Source organism: Cognatishimia coralii (assembly GCF_037478305.1).
GTDB lineage: Bacteria > Pseudomonadota > Alphaproteobacteria > Rhodobacterales > Rhodobacteraceae > Cognatishimia > Cognatishimia coralii.
Genome location: NZ_JBBGAZ010000012.1, coordinates 1 through 23522 on the forward strand (window position 1 = coordinate 1; position 23522 = coordinate 23522).

Annotated in this window: 17 protein-coding genes and 1 pseudogene; 4 read left to right on the forward strand and 14 right to left on the reverse strand. The window is 59.1% G+C overall.

Annotation, left to right across the window (positions count from 1 at the left end; translation table 11 throughout):
- Positions 1-306: 306 nt before the first annotated feature.
- The 10 genes from WG622_RS15975 to WG622_RS16020 all read right to left on the reverse strand — a co-directional run bounded on the left by WG622_RS15975 (position 307) and on the right by WG622_RS16020 (position 12337).
- A complete protein-coding gene (locus tag WG622_RS15975) occupies positions 307-2253 on the reverse strand; it encodes an SLC5/6 family protein (protein ID WP_274576832.1) in 1947 nt (648 codons plus the stop codon).
- Between the two features lie 10 nt (positions 2254-2263).
- On the reverse strand, positions 2264-2671 hold the full coding sequence (locus WG622_RS15980; protein ID WP_274576831.1) for a hypothetical protein: 408 nt from the start codon (positions 2669-2671) through the stop codon (positions 2264-2266).
- Positions 2672-2746: 75 nt separating this feature from the next.
- Entirely contained in the window at positions 2747-4390 is a 1644-nt protein-coding gene (locus WG622_RS15985; RefSeq protein ID WP_274576829.1) for a flotillin family protein, read from the reverse strand.
- Between the two features lie 70 nt (positions 4391-4460).
- Positions 4461-5174, reverse strand: a complete 714-nt coding sequence (locus tag WG622_RS15990; RefSeq protein WP_274576826.1) for a bacteriorhodopsin — start codon at positions 5172-5174, stop codon at positions 4461-4463.
- Positions 5175-5198: 24 nt separating this feature from the next.
- On the reverse strand, positions 5199-6587 hold the full coding sequence (locus WG622_RS15995; protein WP_274576824.1) for an ABC transporter permease: 1389 nt from the start codon (positions 6585-6587) through the stop codon (positions 5199-5201).
- On the reverse strand, positions 6584-7948 hold the full coding sequence (locus WG622_RS16000) for an ABC transporter permease (protein WP_274576823.1): 1365 nt from the start codon (positions 7946-7948) through the stop codon (positions 6584-6586). Before WG622_RS16000 ends, WG622_RS15995 begins: the two co-directional genes overlap by 4 nt.
- Positions 7945-9660 carry a sugar ABC transporter ATP-binding protein gene (locus WG622_RS16005; RefSeq protein WP_274576822.1) on the reverse strand — a complete coding sequence of 572 codons (1716 nt, stop codon included), beginning with the start codon at positions 9658-9660 and terminating at the stop codon, positions 7945-7947. Before WG622_RS16005 ends, WG622_RS16000 begins: the two co-directional genes overlap by 4 nt.
- 112 nt (positions 9661-9772) lie before the next feature.
- The gene (locus tag WG622_RS16010) at positions 9773-10939 is read right to left on the reverse strand and encodes a substrate-binding domain-containing protein (RefSeq protein ID WP_274576821.1); all 1167 of its coding nucleotides are present in this window, start codon (positions 10937-10939) and stop codon (positions 9773-9775) included.
- Between the two features lie 120 nt (positions 10940-11059).
- Positions 11060-11923, reverse strand: coding sequence for an alpha/beta fold hydrolase (locus WG622_RS16015; RefSeq protein WP_274576820.1), 864 nt, complete (start codon positions 11921-11923; stop codon positions 11060-11062).
- A 30-nt stretch (positions 11924-11953) separates the two neighbouring features.
- Positions 11954-12337 (reverse strand): hypothetical protein, encoded by a 384-nt coding sequence (locus WG622_RS16020; protein ID WP_274576819.1) that lies wholly within the window; start codon positions 12335-12337, stop codon positions 11954-11956.
- Between the two features lie 217 nt (positions 12338-12554).
- Between WG622_RS16020 and WG622_RS16025 the strand changes: the two genes are divergently transcribed.
- On the forward strand, positions 12555-13370 hold the full coding sequence (locus tag WG622_RS16025; protein WP_274576818.1) for an IclR family transcriptional regulator: 816 nt from the start codon (positions 12555-12557) through the stop codon (positions 13368-13370).
- Between the two features lie 150 nt (positions 13371-13520).
- Positions 13521-15200 carry a flavin-containing monooxygenase gene (locus WG622_RS16030; protein WP_274576817.1) on the forward strand — a complete coding sequence of 560 codons (1680 nt, stop codon included), beginning with the start codon at positions 13521-13523 and terminating at the stop codon, positions 15198-15200.
- Positions 15201-15218: 18 nt separating this feature from the next.
- On the opposite strand, the gene WG622_RS16035 is transcribed toward WG622_RS16030, so the two are convergent.
- From WG622_RS16035 to WG622_RS16050, 4 genes are all read right to left on the reverse strand, one after another.
- The gene (locus WG622_RS16035) at positions 15219-16502 is read right to left on the reverse strand and encodes an RNA polymerase factor sigma-54 (protein WP_274576816.1); all 1284 of its coding nucleotides are present in this window, start codon (positions 16500-16502) and stop codon (positions 15219-15221) included.
- Positions 16471-18339 (reverse strand): sigma-54-dependent Fis family transcriptional regulator, encoded by a 1869-nt coding sequence (locus tag WG622_RS16040; protein ID WP_274576813.1) that lies wholly within the window; start codon positions 18337-18339, stop codon positions 16471-16473. The genes WG622_RS16035 and WG622_RS16040 overlap by 32 nt, the downstream gene beginning before the upstream one ends.
- A gap of 315 nt (positions 18340-18654) precedes the next feature.
- Positions 18655-20277, reverse strand: a complete 1623-nt coding sequence (locus WG622_RS16045) for a flavin-containing monooxygenase (RefSeq protein WP_274576812.1) — start codon at positions 20275-20277, stop codon at positions 18655-18657.
- A 64-nt stretch (positions 20278-20341) separates the two neighbouring features.
- Positions 20342-21115 (reverse strand): N-acyl homoserine lactonase family protein, encoded by a 774-nt coding sequence (locus tag WG622_RS16050; protein WP_274576811.1) that lies wholly within the window; start codon positions 21113-21115, stop codon positions 20342-20344.
- Between the two features lie 438 nt (positions 21116-21553).
- Between WG622_RS16050 and istA the strand changes: the two are divergent.
- Positions 21554-23000, forward strand: a pseudogene (gene istA / locus WG622_RS16055) (IS21 family transposase).
- The gene (locus WG622_RS16060) at positions 22997-23476 is read left to right on the forward strand and encodes an ATP-binding protein (RefSeq protein WP_274576810.1); all 480 of its coding nucleotides are present in this window, start codon (positions 22997-22999) and stop codon (positions 23474-23476) included. Before istA ends, WG622_RS16060 begins: the two are co-directional and overlap by 4 nt.
- Positions 23477-23522: the final 46 nt, after the last annotated feature.

The window sequence follows — 23522 nt, forward strand, 5'->3', positions numbered from 1 at the left end:
TGTCGCAGGACGAGATCATCGCGATCTATACCGATCACGTGTTGGGCGCGGTGGGGGCCCGCTAGACGTCCGCCAGGGTCACGCGCCATGCCGGGGGCCGCTTCCCGAGAAACGCCGATATCCCCTCTGCTGCAGACCTATTCCAGAATACCCAAGTGGGCCAAAACTCGGCGACTTGTTGTGACCCGGCACATGGAGTGTGTGAGAGCCCTAGGTCGGACGCAGTGCGCGCCAGCAGGTCCTAAGCGCGCGGTATTTCGACAATGTCCGCATCACTGCCCGATGGCACCGCGCCCGATCAGGGTTCTACCCGAATATCCAGGCCAGTGTTGCAGTGGTGCCGGCGATCCCCAGGATGATCCAAACGGTTACGGCCATCCGATCGGTCCGCATCCCGCTTTCTGCCAAAGCTGCGCTTTGTCCTTTCCGCACTTCGCTTCCATGGGCCGTCGCGAGCTGCATCCGGTCAGCGAAGAACCAGATCATCGCGACCCCCGAAGCCCAGGCGATCATGATCCAGACAACGATCGAAGGCAGACCCAGCATATTCTCCTGCTCGCGACCCACTGTCCGGACAAAAAGTGAGTTGCCGATAGCGATGCCGGGCCCGATGGCCAGAAAGAACCAGGCCAGTGCGACGGACCAAGCCGTCGAAATGACCGGCGTCGAAAAGGGCTGAGCGGGGAAAGTAGATTCCAGGAACCGGGTCAGGGCGTTCCAGCGCTCGCCCTGATCGTGGTAACGGGTGATGACCGAAATGACCAGAACTGCTCCGGTGTTGAAGAACAAACCCCAGCCTACAGAGTGGATGGTCCAGGGCGCGGGGCCCCAGGGCAACTCCAACCCGACAAAATCCAAGGCCCGAATGCCGAAGGGTTCTGTCACGAAAACGCAGAATACGCCGATTAGCGCCCCGACCGCGATGGAACGGTGTGCGATGCTGATCCGGTAGCAGGCGGCGACCATCGCCGGTAAAAGCTGTGCGGCCAACGGCAGGCAGAGCGATGCGAGCTCTGCTGAAAGGAAAGGGGCTGTTATCGACATCAGCACGGAAATGAGAACCAGGATCGCGACCAGGATACGGATCGAAGCCACGGCAAGTTTGTCGCTCAGATCCCGATGATAGTATCGGCGGTATATATCGACCACGCCGAGCTGAGCGGCGGCGAGAAAGCTGCCGGAGATCAGGGCAAAAACCAGCGAGAAAAGACCGAAGTAGAGAGCTGCCATGAACCAAGGCGACAGCTCCGACACGCGCTCCATCACCTCACCTGTGATATCCGGCATGTTGCTGATCAGGCCGAACCCGCCGACGATCATTGCGAATGCCATGATCGCGGCTCCGACCGCGCCGGCGGAAACCCAGGTCAGGCCGGGGCCGAAAACCCGGTTCGATTTGCTTGAGACGGCGAAGAGGTACAGTACCGGCGATGCGCTCAGCCCCATGAAAGCGAGCGTCGCCGAGAGAACCATCGCGGTGCTCCACGGGCTTCCGTCGGGGGGGGCGAAACCCGAGCCGAGCGTAAACTGGACGATGCCGGATAGATTGAAGAATGGTGCGGTTCCTTCGCCGTTCATCTGAAGGTCAACAATGCGGTCTGCCAGCCTTTCGAACCCGCCCGCGAGGAATAGAGTGAAACCGATCAGGCCAATCAGGGCAAGAAACCCCATCGCGCCATAAACCGCACCGCTGTACATGACGGCGCGTATTCCGCCGATCACTGCAATCAGTGCGACAATCGAGGCGATGAGAAACAGGGAATAGACCGGATCGAAGACACCACCGGTCAGGTCATGATAGAGCAGGGCGAAGGCCGTCATTACCCGCCCGCCGAAGGCGACGGCAAACAGAACGGCGATCACGGCAGACAGCACCACAAGGGATTTACTGGCGAATACCTCATCGAGAAAGCTCGCCTGGCTGGGGGTATTCAAATGAACGGCCAGAGCCCATATGCGTTTGAAGAGAAAGACGCCGGCAAGCGGTATCAGCACGCAGCCCAATGACATCGAGGCATAGGCAAATCCGTTTTGCGCCACCCCGTCGGCAAGGCCGATGGAAAAGAATGGCACAAAACCAGAGGTCGAAATGACGATGATTGCGGTGAATGAAGGCAGCGTGCCAACCGGGTCGATAAAATTACGGGCGCCTGTACCTTGCTGTACCGCAATGCGGGCCCAGTAAAGTGCGATCCCCAAAAAACCCGATCCAAAGGCGAAGAGCCACAGAGCGGGAGATTCAAGCGCGATCATCGTATTGCCCTCAATCCGGCTGGCGGCTGTGGAACCGCGAAAAGGCTCCGCGCCCGCCGTGCCGGGTAACGATGTGACCGAAAACGCAGCCCGCCGTCACCAGAACGAAGGTGATGGCGATCAGCAGGTCGGTAGTTGAAAGGTCGAACGACACCCAACTCACCAGAAACAGCACGCCCCAAAGTGCCAGAACCGCTGTTCCGAAGGCGATCTCGCCGGGGGTGAAAGTCTGGTCGAAATAGGTGTTCACGATCAGGTGCCCCATGAAAGCACCGGCGAGTACCAGTGCGCCCGAAGCCCCTGTCAGAAGGTGATCAAAGGCAATTCCTTGCAGCATCAGGCAAAACCCGAGCGGTCCCAGGCTCAGCCAGACCGCGTAAACGGTGATACGTCTGTCAATTGTCGCATCTGTTGCCATCCTGACCTCCATTTATTCATGCTGGCGGTCCGCGGCGGGATTGTGCCCGCCGCGGATTTGCCGCTACGCGTCGTACTAGTCCGATTTCGTGGAAGAGCCGCTCCGGCGACGATCCCGGTCGCGTTCGCTGTACATAACCTTCGAAAGGTCCTCCAACGGATCAACCCCGCGTGCCTGGGAAGCCGACAGGCCGATTTCTCCCAGAAGACGGTCGACGAAAGGTGCCTGAGTCCGGTAGCGCAGCGCGGATGTGACGACTTGCTCGGCCGGGTTCCCCGACTTTTCGACGCCGTCTCCATTGCCCGAAATGCCGCCAAGACCGTCCACCTGGAGGATCTTGATCTCGTCGATCTTCTCCATCGGTTTGACGCTCTCGCGGATGATCGCCGGCAGGTTTTCGACAAGGCGATTGTCGATCTCGCTACGCCGGCTTTCCGCAGTGCGCATGTTTTCTGCCTCGTTCAGGGCGCGCTTGCCTTCGGCCTCGACGGCATAACGCTCCTTCATCGCAGCGACGGCAATCCGGTCGGCCTCGGCCTTGTCGGCGGCGGCGGATTTTTCCGCTTCGGTCAGGATCCGGATCCGGGTCGCTTCCGCCTCTGCCTGCTGCTTGGAGTCGATCACTTCGATGGCCATCCGGCGATTGGCGATTTCCAGTTCGCGTACCGTGCGGGTCTTTTCCTCGCTTTCTGCAAGCTTGCTCTTGGCCGCTTCGGCCGCCGCGAGCGAATCCGCCCGTTCCCTGGCCTTCTGCGCGATAGTGATGTCTTTCTCCTGCTCTTCGATCGCCTGCGACATCAGCCGTCGCGTATTGAGCATGTCCAGCTCCTTTTCCAGCTCGATCCGGGCCTTTTCGGTCGCTTCACGCTCGCTGAGACGCTTTTCCTCGATCTCACGCTCATGCACGGCGGACGCTTGCGCGATCTCGGCCCTTTGCGCGGAGCGACGCAGCGATACTTCGGCCTCTTGCGAAATGCGGGCGAATTCGCTTTCGCGCTGGATATTGAGCGACTCCAGTTCCGCTTCGAGATCTTTCTTGCGGATCGAAACCATCGTGCTCTGTTCGATTTCGTTGCGCAGTTTCTTGCGGCTTTCGATCTCTTCGGTAAGTTTCGTCAGGCCTTCCGCGTCAAAGGCGTTATCGGGATTGAACCAGTCTCGGCCGGTTTGATCCACCAGCGTCACCGCAACACTGTCTACCTCCAACCCATTTGTGGCCATGTTTTTCTCAACCGCCTTGCGGATTGAAGCGGCGACATCGTTCCGGTTCTCGTGCAGTTCTTCCAGAGTTTTTGATGCCGCCACGACGCCCATGGCATCGACAAAGCGGCCGTGAACCAGATCGCGAAGGTTTTCGGAACTCATCGTGCGGCTTCCCAACGTCCGCGCGGCGGTGGCCACGCCCTCATTGGACGGCATGACCCGGACCAGGAATTCCACCCCCAGATCAACTCGCAGGCGATCACGGGTGATCAGCGATTTTTCCTGAGCGAGTACAACCTCTTGCCGCAAGGTATTCATGTTGACCTCGGTAAGGCCGTGGATGATGGGCAAGACAAAGGCGCCGCCGCCCATCACAACTTTCTCGCCGCCGAAGCCGGTTCGAACGAAGGACACGTCCTTGCTCGAACGGCGGTAGAGCCAATGCAGAAGATACGCGAAGACTGCGATGACGATCGCCGCCAGGATCACGATTGCAACTATGTTCGCACCATTCATATGCCCATTCCCATCCTACGGTTGATGCGCGGTCCTTCAGCGGACGCCGCGCGTTGTGTCAGTTTCAGGTTCATTTTCCTGCTTCCGCCTCGGCAGGGGCCAGCATCACGGCGACCGTCAGCAGGGCCAGTCCGAATGCAATGCGGTTGGGAAACTCGGCCAGGCTAAGTGTCAGTCCGACTGCACCGTTCGATATGCCGCTGTTGCTGCTGATCAGGAACTGCACCAGCGGGTAAATCGCCCAGCCGACGGCCACGATAAGGCGCAGCCAGAAATAGCCCCGGCGCAGCGGAACGATGCGCGCCCGGGTAACGGCTTCGTCCATCCTCCCGAAAAACAATTCGCCCAAGACGTAGAGCCAAAGAACGATCCCCAGAAGGAAGCTCAGCGTTGCATCGAGGAATCTCGCGTCTCCCAGGTACCGTACGGCTACCATCAGGGCGGTCACCCCGATCAGCCTCCAAAACAACGATACGGTCTGAGGCTCTATCTGCCTGACGGCAAAATAAAGTGCGGCGATCTGCAGCGGCATTGAAGCGAGCCATCCCGCATAGAAATAGTCGACCGGTGCGACCCCGGTCGCGACCCAGCTCGCACGTGTTTCATAGGCACAAAGCGTGCCGACCAGTGCGGCAAGTGCGGTCAGAAGAATTGGCAGCTTCCAGCCGCGCCGGACCCATGCCGTTCCCATCAGCAGGAAGACACTTGCTGCGGCCAGCGCCAGAACCGACGCGGAATAGCCGGCGGCGACGATATCTCCCGCATTCATATAGGTTCCTGACATTGCTCACTCCGTCCTTGTCATGTTTCAGATTTGCGTGCGTATGTGCGGCGAGCGCGCGTAGAGCGCCACCATGGGCAGGATTAGCAATCCGAAGATGAATTGCTGCCATTCGAAGCTGAGCCCGATTCCGACCAGGAACGACGTCAGCACCTGCAGAACCAGAACTCCGATAACGGTAAAGCCGTAGCCGCCGACGCCTCCCAGCAAAGACGTTCCACCGACCACCACCGCGGCGATGGTCATAAAGAGGTAGGAATCGCCAATTCCGATAAAGCCGCCTCCGCTCCAGCCCAGCAAAAGGGCGCCAGTAAAGCCGGAGAAAACACCGCTGATGACGTGAACGCCGTACCAGTAGCGCCGTTCGGAGATATTTACTCGTGACGCAGAGGTGCGGTTGACCCCGATGGCGTACAGGTAACGTCCGTAGACAGTGAATTTCAGCGCCAGGATTACCAGCGTGCCCAGTACGATCCAGATCAGGATCACGGCTGGAAATTTCATACCGAAGGTGACACCGTTCATCGCCGCGATGTTGCTAAGCCACTCTGGCACCGGACCGAACAGAGAGCCGCCGTAGCGGGATCCGAAGATCGTTGCGATCTGGGTGGCGCCAGCCACTGCGAAGCCAACCCCGAGAGAAACGATCAGGGCTTGTCCCTGCAATTTGTAACTCAGAACGCCGTTCAACAGTCCGATCAGCCCGGCGGCGACGATCACCACGGCGAAGGCGAGGGAAGAATGCACGCCGAGGCTGAGAATATAGGCCAGCCCGACATTGGCACTGCCTATGACGAAAGGGATCGAGAGATCGAGCCCGCCGACGAGCGCCACCAGCGTCTGCCCGGTGCAGGCCAGCCCGAGGAATGCGGCAAAGACCAGCATGGATTTCACGTTCCCGGTTGAGGCAAAGCCCTCGACGGTCATCGACCCTACAGAAAACAGCCCCGCCAGCACCATCAGTCCGATGAACGAGCTTCGGTATTGGGCCATGTAGCGGCTGAACCGGAGGGTCAGAACGAGAATCCCGAGCAGAATTGCCGCCGATATCACGGTGTAGATGTTGAAAAATCCGGTCAGGGACACCGACAGTACGGCAAATCCCGCAACCAGCAGGCCAAAGACGACGACTGCCCACTTATGCCGGTGCCAGATGCTTAGGAACTCGTCGATAAGAGACAACTCGTCGACGCGCATCCGCATCTGCTGCGGCGTGAATTGATGGGCCAGGAAATTCCAGACCCAGACGGCGATGGCAAGGGTGCCAAGCCCGATGATGATGACAACGGGCATCGGCATGTCTTGCTGAACGCCCAGTACGATATTGGCAACAGCGATGCCTGCGCCAACCAGAAGCCCGGCCAGGCGGATGATTAGGCCAAGGCGGAGGTTCGGAGTATTGCTGTCGGTTGTCATCTGACCCCCAAGATGCTGCTGGCGCTTCCGAGACCGGTGGAGAGCGCGAAGATGAGAAGAAGGATGATCGCCGCGATGACGACGTAGACGGCGACATGCACATTCGCCCGGCTCGATCTCGAAACCAGCAGACGCAGCATCACCGGGATCGTCAGAGCAACGAAAACGACCCCGAGCCAGTAGCCGAAGAGGCTTCCCATACCCGCCGCCGGACTGTCGATGACAAGCGCGGAGTAAAGCTCAGGGGCAGAGAGTACCGGTGCCGCCTGTGCCAGGTCGCGGTAGTCGAAGACGGCATGCAGGGCGACACCCAGCGCAACGCTCGCGACCGCGATGAAGAACAGGGTGGGTGAGAAGCTGCGGATACGCCGCTGGATATGCGGCAGAGCCAGAGTAAGGACCAGCGATGCGACAAGAACAGCGCCATAGGACAGCTGGGTCACATAGCTTTGCATCGAGCCAAAGTTGAAAGTCGAGAGGCTGTAGGAAATCAGATAGATGTTCACCGCCCCAATGAGCGATCCGGCAACGCTGGCCCTCCCGCCGGCCAGCGACGCACCGCCCAGAACAAGCGCCGTTACCGCCGAGAGCGTATAGTTCGTGCCCTGTGACGGGTCTCCCGAGGAAATCAGCGCGGTAAAGCAAATCGCTGCAAGGCCGGCGTAAATGCCGGAAATCACATGCGCGCCGATCCGCACCTTGTAGATCGGAATGCCGGCCGTGTAGGCGGCGCGCTCGTCCGACCCCATAAGGCGCAGGTGCGTGTAGAAGGCAGTGCGCTTGAACAAAAGCCAACCGGCCGTCGCAAGAACCACGATCAGCAGAATGGGTGAGAAAATGGTGGTGCCGTAGCCCCAGGTCGCCATGAACTGCGGAGCCATCCCGCCCGGCCGGGGCAGGATCACCATATTGATCCCGGTCATCGCCAGATAGCCGCTAAGCGACACGATGATTGGTTGTACGCGGACATAGATGATCGCCAGCGCCATCAAAACCTGGTAGGCGACACCTGCCAGAATACAGAAGCCGAATACCACGAACAGGTTCTGCGACATGCCGTGCGCTGTCAGCTGGATTAGCGAAACGTTGATAAAGCCGATAAGCGGTCCGATTGCCAGATCGACCGTGCCGCGCCCGGCAATCACCGTTGCCATCAACGCATATGTCGCAAGGGTCAGCGGTGCGAGTACGATCATCGCACTCCCGAAACCGCTGGGAGATATCAATGCCGGCGACCGAAGTGCAGCCAGCACGAGCAGACCGAAAAGCAATGTGATCGGTATCAGAAGCCCGATGCCGGACGTATCACGGCGTCGCAGGAATACGGCCTGTGGGGTAGGGGCCGCGGCTGCGTCGCTCATTTGCGAACCTCCCCTTCGATCACCTGTCCGTTCTCTCCGAATTCGACGATACGGATGGGGCCTGGCGCGTATGGCCGCGGTGCCTTTGCGGGTTGAGGCGCGGCTGCCACGTTCGGCATCTGTGCGATCCCGGCTGCGGTCTCGGGGTCATCGCCGGCTTCCTGCCGGGGAACGCGCGTCAACGGGAAATTGTCGCTTAGACCCGCCCGGTTTGTCTGGCCGAACATGGCTTCAAGAACACGGTGATTGTCGAGCGTGTCGCCATCGAAAGCATCGAAGAGACTGCCATTGCGAAACACCATCACGCGCGAAGCGAAGCCGGGGAACTCCTCCAGTTCGCTCGACATGTAAACAACAGTATTTCCCCTTTCGGCGAAGGCACTTAGATGCTTGTGCAGTTCAGCTTTGGCCTTGCCGTCGATCCCGCGGGCCGGATCGTTGAGGATCATGATTTTCGGTCGCAGTGCGAAGCCCCGTCCGATCAGAACCTTTTGCTGATTGCCGCCCGACAAAGAGGTAATCCTGTCCCTTTTGGCGCCGAACTTGATCAGCAGGTTGGCCGCCTCGGATTTAAAGCCAGAATCCAGAGTCGGCAGATCGATGATCCCAAGCTTGCGGCCAAACGTGCGCAGCCGGTAGAGCGGCATCATCATGTTCTCGAAAATACTGAGCGACGGGAAAATACCTTCGCGCCTGCGGTCGCCAGAAACATAGGCCACGCGCGACTCCTGGGCCGAGGACAGGCTGTCGACCAGAGATGCCTTGCCGCCGCTATCGTAGACACGGATAGTGCCCGCCAGCGGTTCGATGACCCCGGCCAGCATCTGGACGAATTCGGATTGTCCTTGTCCGTCAAGCCCGGCGAGCCCGACGATTTCACCCTTGATCAGTTCAAAATCGAACGTCTCGCTGCCCGGCCAGACTGCGACGGCCTCGGCGCGCATGGCGAGTTCGGCATGTTCGGGCTTAACCGGCTCAAGCGTAGGCGACAGCTTGCCCGGATCGTCTCCGGTCATGAGCGCCAGCAGATTGTTTTCAGTAATTTTTGATTTCGAAAGAACGCCGACATCGCGCCCGTCACGCAGGACGGTGGCCTTGTCGGAAATTTCGATAAGCTCCGCGATCCGGTGCGTAACGATCAGGATCGAAACCCCGGCATCGCGCATCTGGCGCATCTTGTCGAACAGCCGCTTGGTGCTGTCGAGGTCAAGTGCCGCGGAGGACTCGTCGAGGATCAGAATCTTCGGATCGGTCAACATCGAACGTCCGATGGTGATCCATTGTCTCAGGTTCAGCGGGAGCGCCCCGACAAGCTGGTGCGGGTCGACATGTTCACCCACGAGTTCGTGCATGATGGCCTCGGCGCGCTCGACCTTTTCTTCGAAGGGCAGCGATTTGCTGAACAGCTCGTCCGCGCCCATGAAAAGGTTGTCGACAACTGAACATTCGTCGGCAACCAGCACTTCCTGAAACACTGTCGCGATTCCCAGGTTGTGTGATTCCGCCGGCGTCGAGGGCGTTTCGCCCAGGATCGAAACCGTCCCGTCATCGACGGGGAGGATGCCTGAGACAACCTTGGCAAGCGTGCTCTTGCCGCAGCCGTTGCCGCCTACGATGGCGTGGATTTCTCCCGCGCGCACCGTCAGCGATACACCATCCAGGGCACGCGTGGGGCCGAAGTACTTCTTCACACCGGACAGAGAAATGGTCACCGGCCGGCTGCGCGTCTGAGGAGTGTGCGTTATGGAAGTGGCTGCGTTCATTTCCGAACCAATCGTCGATGTCCGCTGCCCCTGGGCGGGGCAGCGGCAGTCAGGTTTGTGACTACGGCTTGTAGGCGCGCGGATCTGCTGGGTTCAGGAAGAACTGATCCAGATTTCCGCCCCAGACATTCGCACCGAGCTGCAGCCAGTGCTGGCTGTTCTCATCGCAATCCTCGGGGACGTATTCCGCCATTTGCTCGTAGTTCAGACGCACTGGGGCCATCATGACCGACGCGACCTTGGGGCCTTGGCCCTGAAGGGTGCGCATCATCAGCTCGAAGACCACCTGCAGTTCATCGCGCGGCGGCCAGGTTTGCACCGCCGACTCGGCGATATCGGGATTCTTGCGCCAGGTGCAGAGTGCCCCAAGCTCGCCGCCGATCGACACTTTGATGTCCCGGCCCGATTGCTTGACTGCGCGGAGCAGGCCCATTTCCATCGACGACTGACCGACGATCGCGTCGATTTTTCCGGGATGGGTGGCCAGCCACTTCTGCAGCTCGCCCTGAGCAACCTGGTCGGTCCACATGCCTGCGATCGTGTCTACGATTTCGATTTCGGTTCCTTCGGTCAGGCCCGCGCGAATGCCGCGGTCCTGGCTGTCCGAGGTCGAAGTTCCCGGAACGCCTTCGACGACCAGAACCTTACCCTTGCCGCCCAGTTCCTCGGCCATGGCCTGACCGACAGCAAATCCTGCGACCTGGAAGTTGACCGAAGTGTTGAGAACGACGTCGGATGACTGGTAGCCCGTGAAGGAAAAGATCGGAACGCCTCTTTCCCAGGCATACATCACCGATGGCGTCATGGCTGTGGGGTTGGAGCAGCACATGATGATTGCATCGACGCCCTGATCGACAAGCTGGCGGATCTGTTGGATCTGCACAGAGTCGTTCAGGTTCGATTCCGTCACGAGAATTTCGCTGACGAGCCCGAGGTCGTGCCACTCAGGAACGATCTTGTTCATAACTTCGTCCATGGCGTCGACGCGCCAGGTATTGCCGGCATATGAACTGGCATAGCCGATCTTCCATGGCGGTGGGTTCTTTGCCACGAAATCACGCAGACCCGACGGTCCGATCGGCTGTGCCGGATCGAGCATTTCGGGGTTGTAGAGGTAGTCGACAAGCGCGGGATCGAGCTCGTCTGTGCCTTCGGCCGAGACTGTCGAGCCGAATGTCATGAGGCCGATGGCCGCGGCCATCAAGGTTAACGTGGGTTTGAATTTCATTTCGTCCTCCCAGGTTGCTGGTTTCTTAGTTCTCTGGATCTGGCAGGCGCTTGCGATTGCGGAGCCGTTGCGCCTGCCGCCAGAGTCGTCAAAATTTTGTCTCCTCGTGCGGTTGACAGGTCATGCCGCGCTCACCCGGCTTTTGCGTTCGACAACCTTCAGGGCCTCGAGCAAATAGCGGCGGAACGCGGGATAGTTCTCGGCCATGGGCAGATGACCCAGACCGTCCAATTCGATGAAAACACTGCCCGGAATCTTCCGGGCATAGGCCTCGACCGCTTCGGGCGGGGCCAGATAATCGTAGCTTCCGGACATCAGGACGACGGGGCAGGCGCGACAATCGATATTGCCCAGCTCTTGCCTCAGGTCGTGATCGACCGAATAGAAGTAGGTGTCTCCGTGAAACGCCGCCGCGCCTTGCGATGCATGATGCATTACGAGGCGCCGGTCGCGTTCGGGGCTGTGCGGAGACAGGCTGTCCCACATGGCGGCGGGGATTGCGCGGGCCGGATTGGCACGCGGGCTGCGCCAGATTTCCTGATGGAAACCGGGGGAGTGGTGCATTGCGCCGATCGGAAGAACGGCCCGGAACCGGTCGGCATGATAGCGGGCCAGTTGCAATGCCAGATTGCCGCCGAAGGAGACACCGGAGAAGATCGGCCGTTCGAGATTAAGCGCGTCGCAGAACCGCAGGACAAATTTCATGAAATGGTCGGCGGTCAGGCGGTATTCGCTTTCCCACCAATTCCGGTTCGCCGGTGGGTCCGACTTGCCGTGATAAGCGAGGTCATAGGCGATTACGTCATAACGGCGGGTGATCTCGGAATCTTCCAGCAGGCTGCGCCACTGATGATTGTGGCTTCCAGCTGCGTGCTGGCAGACCAATGGCTGACCCTGTCCATTGCGGAGGTAAAATACCTCGTATTCAACCTCATCCACGTGAATGGTCACGTAACGTCCGACGGCCTGAGCGTGATGTGCCATATCAGAGCCTCGGTTCCTGAAGGATTGGGATCATTGCGGCAATCCCACCTGGCGCAGGAGCTCGATCTGTCGGGTGATCCCGCCGAGATTGCGCATCAAAACGGCAATATCGCCTTCGATTCGCATATCTCGCGTGGCACTGGCAGCGAAAATGCCCTGGCAGCCGGGCGCGGGGACGGTCTGAGCCATATCGCGCCACGTGGCCGCACAGGCCCGAAGCGCAAAATCGTAGCTTTCCAAGGGGCCGGGATCGGGGGTGATGCGGTGAACGCGCCCATCGACCATCTCGACTAGTGCCCGCGAGCTGCCCATGTCCAGCAGATACGAGCATGTGAAACCGCGGCCATGTGCAGAGACCACCGGATCGACATCCGACGCCGAAGCGAATTGCCCTGCCCATTCGGACGTCTGCATTCCCGGTTTCCCCCCCAGTTCCCTCGCCCCTACGCCGGGCCCTTCTTGTCGCGGCGCCGTGCGTATATGTATAAATTTCGAAATTTCGAACTTTATTTGATATGTCGAACTGTGGTCGGCAAAATAGATTCTGTCAAGCGCATTGTGTTGGGAAAGCCATTAGGTATACCTGCTGGCATCTGCGGGCCATGCGAAAGACTGTTGAAAAGGATCGAAATTGAACAAATCGACCGATCGCGGGATCGACCGGAAAAAACCGCCTGTTATCCCCGAAACACCCACGCCGGCGATTGCCCGGGGGGCGGCGATTCTCGATTTTGTTGCGGCGTCGTCGACGTCGGTGACGGCTCAGATGATCTCGGAAGGTCTTGGACTGCCCAAGAGCAGCGTGCACAATCTTTGTTCCACGCTCGTTACCCTGGATATGCTGTCGCGCCGCGGCAATCAGTCCTATGTTGTCGGCCCGCATGTCATGCGCTGGTCCCGTGCATTCAGCCAACGTGCTGATGTCGCAACGGAATTTGCTCATGTTCTGGATGACTCGACGCCCGTTTTAGACGCGGTGATTACACTTTCTCTGCGTGAGGGAGACGAGGTGATGCTGATCGCGGTGCGCAATGCAGGGGCTCTTGTCGGCGGCGGGCTGCGTATCGGACAGCGGCTGCCGCTCGCCTTTTCGGCGATGGGCAAAGCGTTCCTAAGCCACATTTCGGATGCCCGGATCGAGCAGATGTTCGAAGACGGGTTTCCCGCGCGGCCCACGGGGTTGTCAGCGCAGTCCGTCAAGGTTCTGATCGCCCAGGTGCGCCGCTGCCGGATCGAAGGCCATGCCACGGATGACCAGGAATGCCGTGATGGGGTCCGCTCATTTGCAAGTACGGTGCTCGATGCGTCTAATCAGCCGGTCGCGGCAGTTGCCGTTTCCATCTCATCAGACGATCCCGATCTGGATCGGAATCAGGAAGTTGCCGCGTTCACGCGATTGACCGCACAGAAAATTTCCAGCCGTTTGGGGGCCGATCTGGGCGAATGATCCTCCGTTCGCCGCGGTTCCAGGCGGTTTGCCCCGGACCGACAGCCCGCCTCGCTTTGGCGCGCTAGGATCAGGACTTGTCGGGCATTGATCTACACGCTAGTGTTCGCGGGCGGAGCCGACCCCAATGTTATGCATAGGAGAAAGCTCATGAACGTCATATCCCCGAGGATGGGGAAATCCGGCGCCGATTTCGATGCTATCGTCGTAGGCGCGGGTTTCGGCGGAATGTACACCATTTACAAGCTGCGCGACGAACTTGGCCTGTCTGTTCAGGCTTATGAAAACGCCAGCGATGTGGGTGGCACCTGGTTCTGGAACCGCTATCCCGGCGCGCTGTCAGATACCGAAAGTTTCGCGTACCGCTATTCCTTCGACAAGGAAGGCCTGAAGAACGCCAAGTGGAAGACCCGCTATCTGACCCAGCCGGAAATCTTCGGTTATCTTCAGGATTTTGCCACCCGTTACGACATTCGCCGCAGCTATCAGTTCAACACCAAGGTGACGGCTGCGAATTTCGACGAGGCGGCTGGCCTTTGGCGTGTCACCACTGACAGAGGTCAGCAGGTGACTGCTAAATACCTGATCACCGGTCTGGGGCTGCTGTCGGCCACGAATACTCCGCCTTTCAAAGGTATCGATAAGTTCAAGGGCGACATTTTCCATACCGGCAACTGGCCGGAAGGCATCGACCTGTCGAACAAGCGGGTCGGGGTCATCGGGACCGGATCGACCGGTGTGCAGCTGATCATCGCGCTGGCCCCTGTCGTCAAGCATCTGACCGTATTGCAGCGTTCCGCCCAGTATGTTGTGCCGATTGGCAATTGGCCCGAGGACGAGGCCCGAATCAACGAATACAAGGTGCGCTACGATGAAATCTGGGAACAGGTGAAGAATTCCGTGGTCGCTTTCGGCTTCGAGGAAAGCACCGTTCCGTTCCATTCGGTATCGCCGGCGGAACAGCAGCAGATATTCGAGAATATCTGGAATAAGGGCGGCGGATTCCGCTTCATGTTCGAGACATTTTCCGACATTGCCACCGATCGGGACGCGAACAACGCCGCGGCGGACTTTATCAAGAGAAAGATCGCCAAGATCGTTAAGGATCCGGAGACGGCGAAAAAGCTGATGCCCAACGATCTTTACGCCAAGCGTCCGTTGTGCGCGGTCAACTACTACGACGTGTACAATCGATACAATGTCACCCTGAAGGACGTGAAATCCGATCCGATCGCCGAGTTTACCGAGCGCGGTGTCCGGCTTGAAAGCGGTGACATGTCAGAGCTTGACGTGGTCGTATTCGCTACCGGCTTCGATGCGGTTGACGGGCACTATACCCGGATGAATCTGACGGGACGGGAAGGGGTCTCGATCAAGGAAAAATGGAGCGACGGACCTCTGGGTTATCTCGGCATGATGGAAGCCGGGTTCCCCAATTTCTTCATGATCCTTGGCCCCAACGGCCCCTTCACGAACCTGCCGCCAGCCATTGAGACTCAAGTGGAGTGGTTCTCGGACGCTATCAAGATGATGGAGGAGAACGGCCACGCGACGATGGAGCCGAAACAGGCCGCGGCGAATGAATGGGTCGAAACCTGCCGCGACATCGCCGACATGACGTTGTTTCCACAGGCGGAAAGCTGGATTTTCGGAGCCAACATTCCAGGTAAGAAAAACGCAGTGATGTTCTATCTCGGAGGTATCGGCAATTACCGGACTGCGCTTCAGTCGGTGGTCAATGACGGGTATTCGACAATGATGTTCGACCGTTTCAATGTCAGACAGGACGGCCCTGCACACTGGAGGCGGCTAAGTACCTCGCTCAAATAGATGCGTGCGCGTTCCGCTTTAGGAGATATCGGCCCCGGCTCGGCGCAGTGCCGTGCGGGGCCGGTGCTTGCAGACCGTACGGCGTGCAACCAATAGTCCATGTATTGCGAGCTCTTCAGCGATTTCACGGTCGCTGAGGCGTTCGGGATGGGTGCGGCAAATCTCGGCGATCCGGTGTTGCAGCTCCAGAGACGTAACCGGCCCTTGGTTGCCGGTACCGATCCCTCGGAAGAACAGATCCGAAAAAGCGAACCTGCCGCCTTCAATGCCCAGGGTCAGGTGTTTTCGAATGCGCCCGACTGTTGTTTCGTGCAAGGAAAGGTCGTGCGCCAGAGCCGATGCGGTCAGAACCTGCGGATAGGCGATATCGCCGTTCAGAAAGCCAGCTTGCACATCCAGTGCACTTTTTGCCACGAGGAAAATCATTGTATCTCGTGCTTCGAAAGTCCGCAGCTCGCGCAGGGCGCCTGAGATCAGGCTTTTGTCGGTGCACGTTGCCAGCGACAAAGTCGGTTTCAGATAGCTGTTGCGTTCCAACTGCCACTGCCCGGCCTCGTCCTTGAAAAGGAACATGTCAGGTCCGGGCGGCGCGATCGGGCCGGCCTCGAAATCCGCGCCGGGTTTTGGATTAAGGCCCCGCAGCCTTCGGATCATCGCGGCAAGGGTGTCGAGAGGTACTGCGCATTCCCGGGCCAGCTCAGCCAACGAGCCAGCCGCCAGAAGTGGCAACCGCGACAGGAGCGCCCGCATTTGGTCGGTCAGGGCATCCTGTGCGGCAAGCTGAAGCGAAAGGCACTCGGCGAGCGAACGCGCGAACAGCCCGGAAGGCTCGGCATCCTGCAGCGCCAACAGCACGGTCTCTGCAACGGGCGCATCTGTTCCGGCGAAAGCCGCGATTTCTGTGACATTGGCGCCGACCCAACCTGATGGCTCGAGAACTTCCAGCCATTTGTGAGCGATGGGATGCAACGCGCGATCCTTCACCAGAAGCGGGATTTGCGCGGCGACGTGGGTGTAGAGAGAGGTCTGCGGGACCGCAATGTTCAGCACCGTTCGACTTGATTTACTCAGGAATGCGGGCGGCGGGCGATGTCTTGGAGGATCGGCGATGTCAAACGATACCGCCAACGCAGGGTTGTGACCGGCGGATACCACAACTGCCTCGACATGTTCGTCTTCCGAGAGCGCGCAGGTTTGAACAAAGGAAAGAACGCCCGGCGCCGTTTTCGCTGCCGCGCGCTGTCCGGTCTGCAGCGACAGACCGGGCCGGTCAGTCAAGCGCAGGGGAGCGATCTCGGGCAATCCGCCGGTAAAGCGTTGAACGCGGTATATCCAGCTCTTCGGCGGCCTTGGCCACCGATCCTTCGTGGCGCGCCAGTGACCGTTCGATCGCATCGCGCTCAATCTCGGCCAGGGTGAGATGGCCCATGTCGACCTTGTCTTCATTCTCGAAGGGTGCGACCGGAAGGCCAAGCGCATAGCGTTGCATGAACGATTTCAACTCCCGCACATTCCCGGGAAAATCGTGGTTCATCAAGAAGTTGAGTGTATTGCTGTCAATATCGCTGATATCGGTTTCCTTGCTTATCTGGCCTAGAATGCGATAGCTCAGCGGAACGATATCCGCGGGCCGCTCGCGCAATGGCGGCACATGTAGACGCGCTACGTTCAGCCGGTAGAAGAGATCCGACCGGAACTTTCCTTCCTGGACCAGTTCCTCAAGCGGTTGGTGCGTCGCGGCAATGATGCGCACATTGATTTCGCGCCCCTTGCTTTCGCCGATCCTCGACACTTGTCCGGTTTCCAAAAATCGCAGCAGGTAGGGCTGCATTTCCAGCGGCATGTCTCCGATCTCGTCAAGGAACAGTGTTCCGCCGGCGGCATCTTCGATCCGTCCGGACATGCCCCCGCGCCGGGCGCCGGTAAATGCACCCTCGACATAGCCAAACAGCTCCACGCCGATCAGGTCGCGCGGAATGGCCGAGCAGTTCACCGCGACGAAAGGTTTGCCTTTCTGGTCGCTCGACTGATGGATCGCCGAGGACAACACCTCTTTACCGACCCCGGTTTCGCCGGTGATCAGGACTGGCACATCGGCTTTCGCGAGAACGGCGGCTTTGTCCACAAGATCGGTTTGCGACGGGCAGACCTCAACGAACTTGGCCAGGGGTTCGGGCATCGAGGCGCTGTGCCGGACGGGCTTGCGCTTACCAACATGGATGGCAGCACCGATCAGTTCACCGTCGGAATGAATCCACTCTATTTCTCCGCCGCGCAAGGCTTCATGCGTGAGATCCAGCGACCAGCTTTCGGGGGACAGCCCCTGCAAGCCGGGGACAAACCCGCCCTGGTCCAGCTTGGCCTTATCCAGGCCGCCCCAGCCATTGCGCCGGATGATTTTTCCCCGCCAGTCGACCATGACGAGACCCGTATTGTTTGCAGGGCGCTCGTGAAAACTGTCGATCAGGGTAAGCTGATCGATGAGGTCCAGTTTCGACAGTTCGCTTTCAATTCGCTCTACCAGTGCCGAGATGACCGCGCCCGCTCGCAGAGCGATAGTTTCGGCGGGTCCGGTGAGATCGACAACGCCCAATACAGAATGATCGACCGGGTCGCGAATGACGTCGGCCGCACAACTCCAGCTCTTGCCGGCGGCGCAGAAATGCTCGTGGCCGTGAATCATCACCTCGCGCTGTTCCTTGAGTGCCGTGCCGACAGCATTGGTCCCGATCTGAAGCTCGTCCCATGTGGCGCCGACCATCACGGCGTTCGCCGCCAGATCGTCAGAGAGTGAATCGTCGCCGTCGATGAAGATAAGCTGACCTTTGCGGTCGGTCCCGATGAGGATGGATTGCGCTTCGTCAAGGTAGTGCCCGACGGATTTCAGTGACGTCCGTATCACGCTTTGCATGCGGCTTTCGCTGATCGTAGGGCCTTCGCTCTCGTTCAAGGGTCCGACCGGAGCAGCCGCTTTCGTCGGGTCGAGCCCATAGCCCAGACAACGTCGCCAGCTATCGATGACGACCGGCCTGACCATGCTCTCGCCGACTTCGTCGCCGCTGAGCAACTTATCCCAGTGCCTTTCCAAATCGTATATGTATTCGCGAGAGTGCAACTTTGCGATTTCTGTGACAGCCATCCCTGAACCTGTGTGAAAAACTCCTGTCCTTCGGAGGGCCGATGTTAAAGCATGAACTCTTGCATGTAAAATGGTGGTTTATGCTGTGATGCAGCATGAAATTAGCGCATTTGTCTGTTTTTGCTGCCTTCGGAGGAAGGTGGCAGACCCGACAGGAACTGCGACGCCTTCGCCTTTGGCGGAAGTTTCGCCGGGGGGCTGTTGGTCCGGGCCAGGCGTCCGCCGCGGGGAATGTCTCATGACGGTCGCCAAGAGTTGGCCCGGTCGCCGGAACCTGCGAATTGGGAACAAAAGCTGCCATTGTTCCCTCCGACATCATGTCATCTGGCTGAAGCCCGGGTACCCGCTTTCGGCTTCCTTCCGGATGGCTTTCAGATAGGTCGGCACTCCGCCCGGATAGATCAGAAACTCGCGGGTTTTTCCGGGAATATTTGCGCCGACATACCACGAGTCGCCTTGCGGAAAGAGCGTCTGGTCGGCGATTTCAATGGTGGTTCGGGCCCAGTTCGCGGAAGCTTCGGTGTCGGCTTCGATCCGGCTCACCCCTTTTTGGTCCATATCTTCGATGAACTGGATGATCCAGTCGCCCTGAAGCTCGGCGCAGGTGGGGCCGTTGCAGAAACCAGATGGGCTTTGCGGGCCGTAGGACATTAGCAGATTGGGGAAGTCCGGTATCGCCATGCCCAAGTGCGTCGTAATACCCTTTGACCAATGCTGGCGCAGGTTGCGCCCATCGGTGCCTTTGATGTCGATCTGCGTCATGCCGCCCGATACAGCATCAAAGCCGGTGGCATATACGATGATATCGAACTCCCTTTCCTTGCCGCCAGAGAAGATGCCCCTGTCGTAGATACGGTCGATCGGATATTTGTTGACGTCCACCAACTCCACATTGTCTTGATTGAAACATTCGTAGAAATGCTGTTCCAGGCAAGGCCGCTTCACGCCGAAGGGGTGCGGAGGGTCCGTCGGTGCGAGAAGTTCGATCAGTTCCGGCTTTTTGATCCGCTTGCGGGTCTGGTCGCGCCAGTAGTCGTACTCCGCGCGGTTTGCGGCCGGGTTCGACAGCACGTCGTTGAAATTGCCCAGCCACCAGTTGAAGGCGCCCATCTCCCAAATTTCCTGGAATGTCGCCTTGCGCTCCTCCTCCGAAGATTCCGCCCAGGTCCGGGGGTGGAAGTCGAACTCAAAACCGGCAAAGGTGCGCGGTCTGGTTTCGAAGATTTCAGGATAATGTGCCTTCATCTGGACATTGTCGGCCTTGCTCAGCTTCTTCTGCCGCATGGGAATTGTCAGGTTCGGAGTCCGCTGAAACACAGTAACCTGCCGGGCCGTTTTCGAGGCTTCCTGAAGAATCTGAACCGCGCTGGCACCCGTGCCTATGATCGCGATGCGCTTGTCATCCATGTCCAGGCCATATTGCGGCCAGTGCGCGGAATGGTGGGCGACGCCGCGAAACGTGTCCCGCCCCGGAAAATTGGGGATCACAGGCTTTGACGCAAACCCCAGACAGGGGACGAAATACCTGCAGGTAATTGTTTCGCCGTCGTCCTTGTGAACCTTCCAAACACGCTGGCGCTCGTCGAACTCGGCGCCGTTGACTCGCGTGTCGAACTGACAGTCTTTGCGAACGCGCCATTTCTTATCGACATGGTGGAAATACTTTCGCAGCTCGACCCAGGACGGGAATTTCTCGTTGAAATCCCAGTCTTGCCACAGCTCGGGATCGGAGAACTGGTAGATCGCGCCGATGCTGTCGACGCGCGCGCCCGGATAGCAATTCCAGTGCCAAACGCCTCCGAGGTCGTGACCGGCTTCGATAAGGCGAGTTTTGTAGCCGTGTTTGCGCAGGTGATAGAGAAGGTAGACGCCGGCGAAACCGGCCCCAACGAGCACAACGTCGAAATCCGCTGTGCTGTTCTTTGCCTTGGTAGTCATAATCGCTCCCCACGATTTGCCCGCCCCTCGTTCATGGAGCGGTGTTGTCCTGATGTCCCGGATGTCAGTCCCAGTAACGGCCGCCTTGCGGCAGGGCATTGAATTCGCTCGGTTCATGGCAGAGGTAGAGCGGAATTCCCGACCGTTCGAGCTGCTTGATCTTCTTGCGTGACGAGGTCATGGCGTGACAGCTCCAGTCCCACGGCATGGGGATCAACGCTTCGAACTGGTCGCGCTGGTGCGCGACGTCCGCGCCCAGAATGAATCGCCCGCGATGCTGAAGGGTCACGACCAGAACCTGCATGCCCGGGGCGTGGCCGGGTGCCTTGATCAGGCGGAATGTACCGTCGCCGAAAACATCGTGGTCGCCATCGATCAGCAGGACATTCAGTTTGTGAATGTCGCGGAAGTCGTTCTGCACATAGACCGGGCGGGTCCATTCGTCAGGGAAAAGCGCATACTGTAGTTCCGCGCGCTGCATGATGTGCACGGCGTTGGGAAAGTAGCTCATTCCGCCCGCGTGATCGAGATGCAGGTGCGAATAGATGACATACCGAACGTCCTTGGGCTGGATGCCCATGAAATCCAGCTGCCGGTCGATGGCATGGTTGCGTGTGAAGCCCTGAGCGCCGAAGGCGTCACGGATGCCCGCGCCCCAATAACCTTCGGCTTCTTCCGGGTCGGCCACGGCATGATTGCACCCGGTATCCCACAGGATCACCCCGTGTTGCGGGTGCTGAAAAATGGCAACCGTGGTCGGAATCGATACCGTGCCTTCCGCAAAGGCTACCAGTTTCGCCTTTTCAAGCGTCAATGGCCCGCAGTCGACCACGGACATTCTTGGTCCTGGTTTCATTCACTCCTCCCAACTGAGTAGGACTCAGGGAGCAGGTTGTGTGCCAAAATCGCAGAGAGGCATAAATATCAATTAAAACAAATAACTATTGGAAATTCTTGAGCGTTTTGGATTTCAAAATGAGAATCCTGATATGAGTGGAGTCTCAATTTGGGAATGGCTCGCGCGCCGATCCTCTCGTCAAAATTGTAAAGCGGGCTGATGCGCGATTCTTCCGAAACATGCCTGGAAAAAGTGAGGGCGCCCGAGCGCTCTCAGGTGTGAATCCCGGAGACAAAATGGACAGCGGGAACGGTCGGGTGATCTGACCGTCGCGGAGTAAAATTCCGCATCTTGTGCCTGAGGCAACGAGCTGAAGGCAGGGAGATGTATGCTGTGGAGCTTTACAACCGGGTACGCCTTGCGTGCCATGTTTAAGGAATGAGCAAGAGCGAGGCGGTGCGACTGTTCAACATCGACCGCAAGACGGTCGCGAAGATACTGGAGCACTCGGTGCCGCCTGGGTATCGTCGGTCGAAGCCGCCGGTCCGACCGAAGCTTGATCCCTTCATTCCGATCATTGACCAGATACTGGAGGAGGACAAAACCCAGTTGAAGAAGCAGCGGCACACGGCGAAGCGTATTTTCGAGCGTCTGCGCGACGAGCACGGGTTCACAGGCGGCATCATCATCGTCACCGACTATGTCCGGGAGAAGAAGCGCCGGACGCGGGAGGTGTTCGTACCGCTCACTCATCCGCCGGGGCACGCGCAGGTCGACTTCGGAGAGGCGGTCGGCGTGATCGGCGGCGTCAAACGCAAACTGCACTACTTCGCGATGGTCCTGCCACATTCGGATGCCCTGTTAATCAAGGCGTATCCGGCCGAGACGACCGAGGCGTTCTGTGATGGGCACGTCTCGGCCTTTGACTTCTTCGGCGGTGTGCCGGCGTCGATCCTTTACGACAACACCACCATCGCGGTGGCGAAGATTCTCGGCGACGGCAGCCGCAAGCGCACCCGGGTGTTCTCGGAACTGCAGTCGCATTACCTGTTCGAGGACAGGTTTGGCCGGCCGGGCAAAAGGGAACGACAAGGGCAACGTGGAAGGTATGATCGGCTTCGGTCGGCGGAACTACATGGTGCCGATGCCATGCTTCGAGAGCTTCGAGGCGCTGAGCGCCTGCCTGGAGGCGCAATGTCTCAAGCGTCAGGACGAGGTCCTTCGCGGTTACGCCGAGACGGTCGGTCAGAGACTTCTCCGTGATCTCGATGCCATGATGGCCTTGCTGGCAGTACCCTACGATGCCTGCGACAAGATCAGTACGCGAGCCACCTCGATCTCGATGGTGCGCTACCGTGGCAACGATTACTCGGTGCCAGTTGCCTACGCCCATCGCGAGGTCCAGGTCCGCGGCTATGTTGGCGAGGTTGTCATCGGTTGCGGTGCCGACGTGATCGCGCGGCATCGGCGGTCCTACGAGAAGGCCGACATGATCTTCGATCCGATCCACTTCCTGCCGCTGCTGGAGCAGAAGGTCGGGGCCCTGGACCAGGCCGCGCCGCTGCAGGGCTGGGCCCTGCCCGGAGAGTTTGCCACCCTGCGCCGACTGCTGGAGGCTCGGATGGGCAAGAATGGCAAGCGCGAGTACGTCCAGGTCCTGAGGCTGCTTGAGACCTTCGAGATGGATCACGTCCATGGTGCCGTGCGCCAGGCCCTCGATCTCGGGGCGATCGGCTACGACGCGGTCAAGCACCTGGTGCTTTGCCGCATAGAACGCCGGCCGCCGCGGCTCGACCTCGACATCTATCCCTACCTGCCCCGGGCGCGGGTCCAGACCACGAAGCCGGCCAGCTACATGAGTCTGCTGTCCGGAATGGCGAGATGAGCGACACGCCGCAGGTGCTGCTTCAGCACCATCTCAAGAAGCTCAAGCTGCCCACTTTCCAGTCCGAGCACGCCAAGCTTGCGCGGCAGTGCGCCGCCGAAGGCCGGGACCATGTCCAGTACCTGCTACGGCTCTGCGAACTGGAACTGATCGAGCGGGAACGCCGAATGATCGAGCGCCGCCTGCAGCGTCTGCAGAAGACCATCGCCGACCAGGACCTGCTGATCATCGACGAACTGGGCTTCGTGCCGCTCTCGAAGACCGGCGCCGAACTGTTCTTCGAGATCATCTCGCAGCGCTACGAGCGCGGGTCCATCATTCTCACCTCGAACCTGCCATTCGACGAATGGACCGAGGTCTTCGGTTCCGAGCGCCTCACTGGCGCAATCTTGGATCGCCTGACACACCACGTCCACATCCTCGAAATGAACGGCGAGAGCTTCTGGCTACGTCAAAGCCGAAACGCCAAAATTTGACCTCGCGAAGTCAAGGTCAAAAAACTGGCCTGCGGCCAGGGCGCCT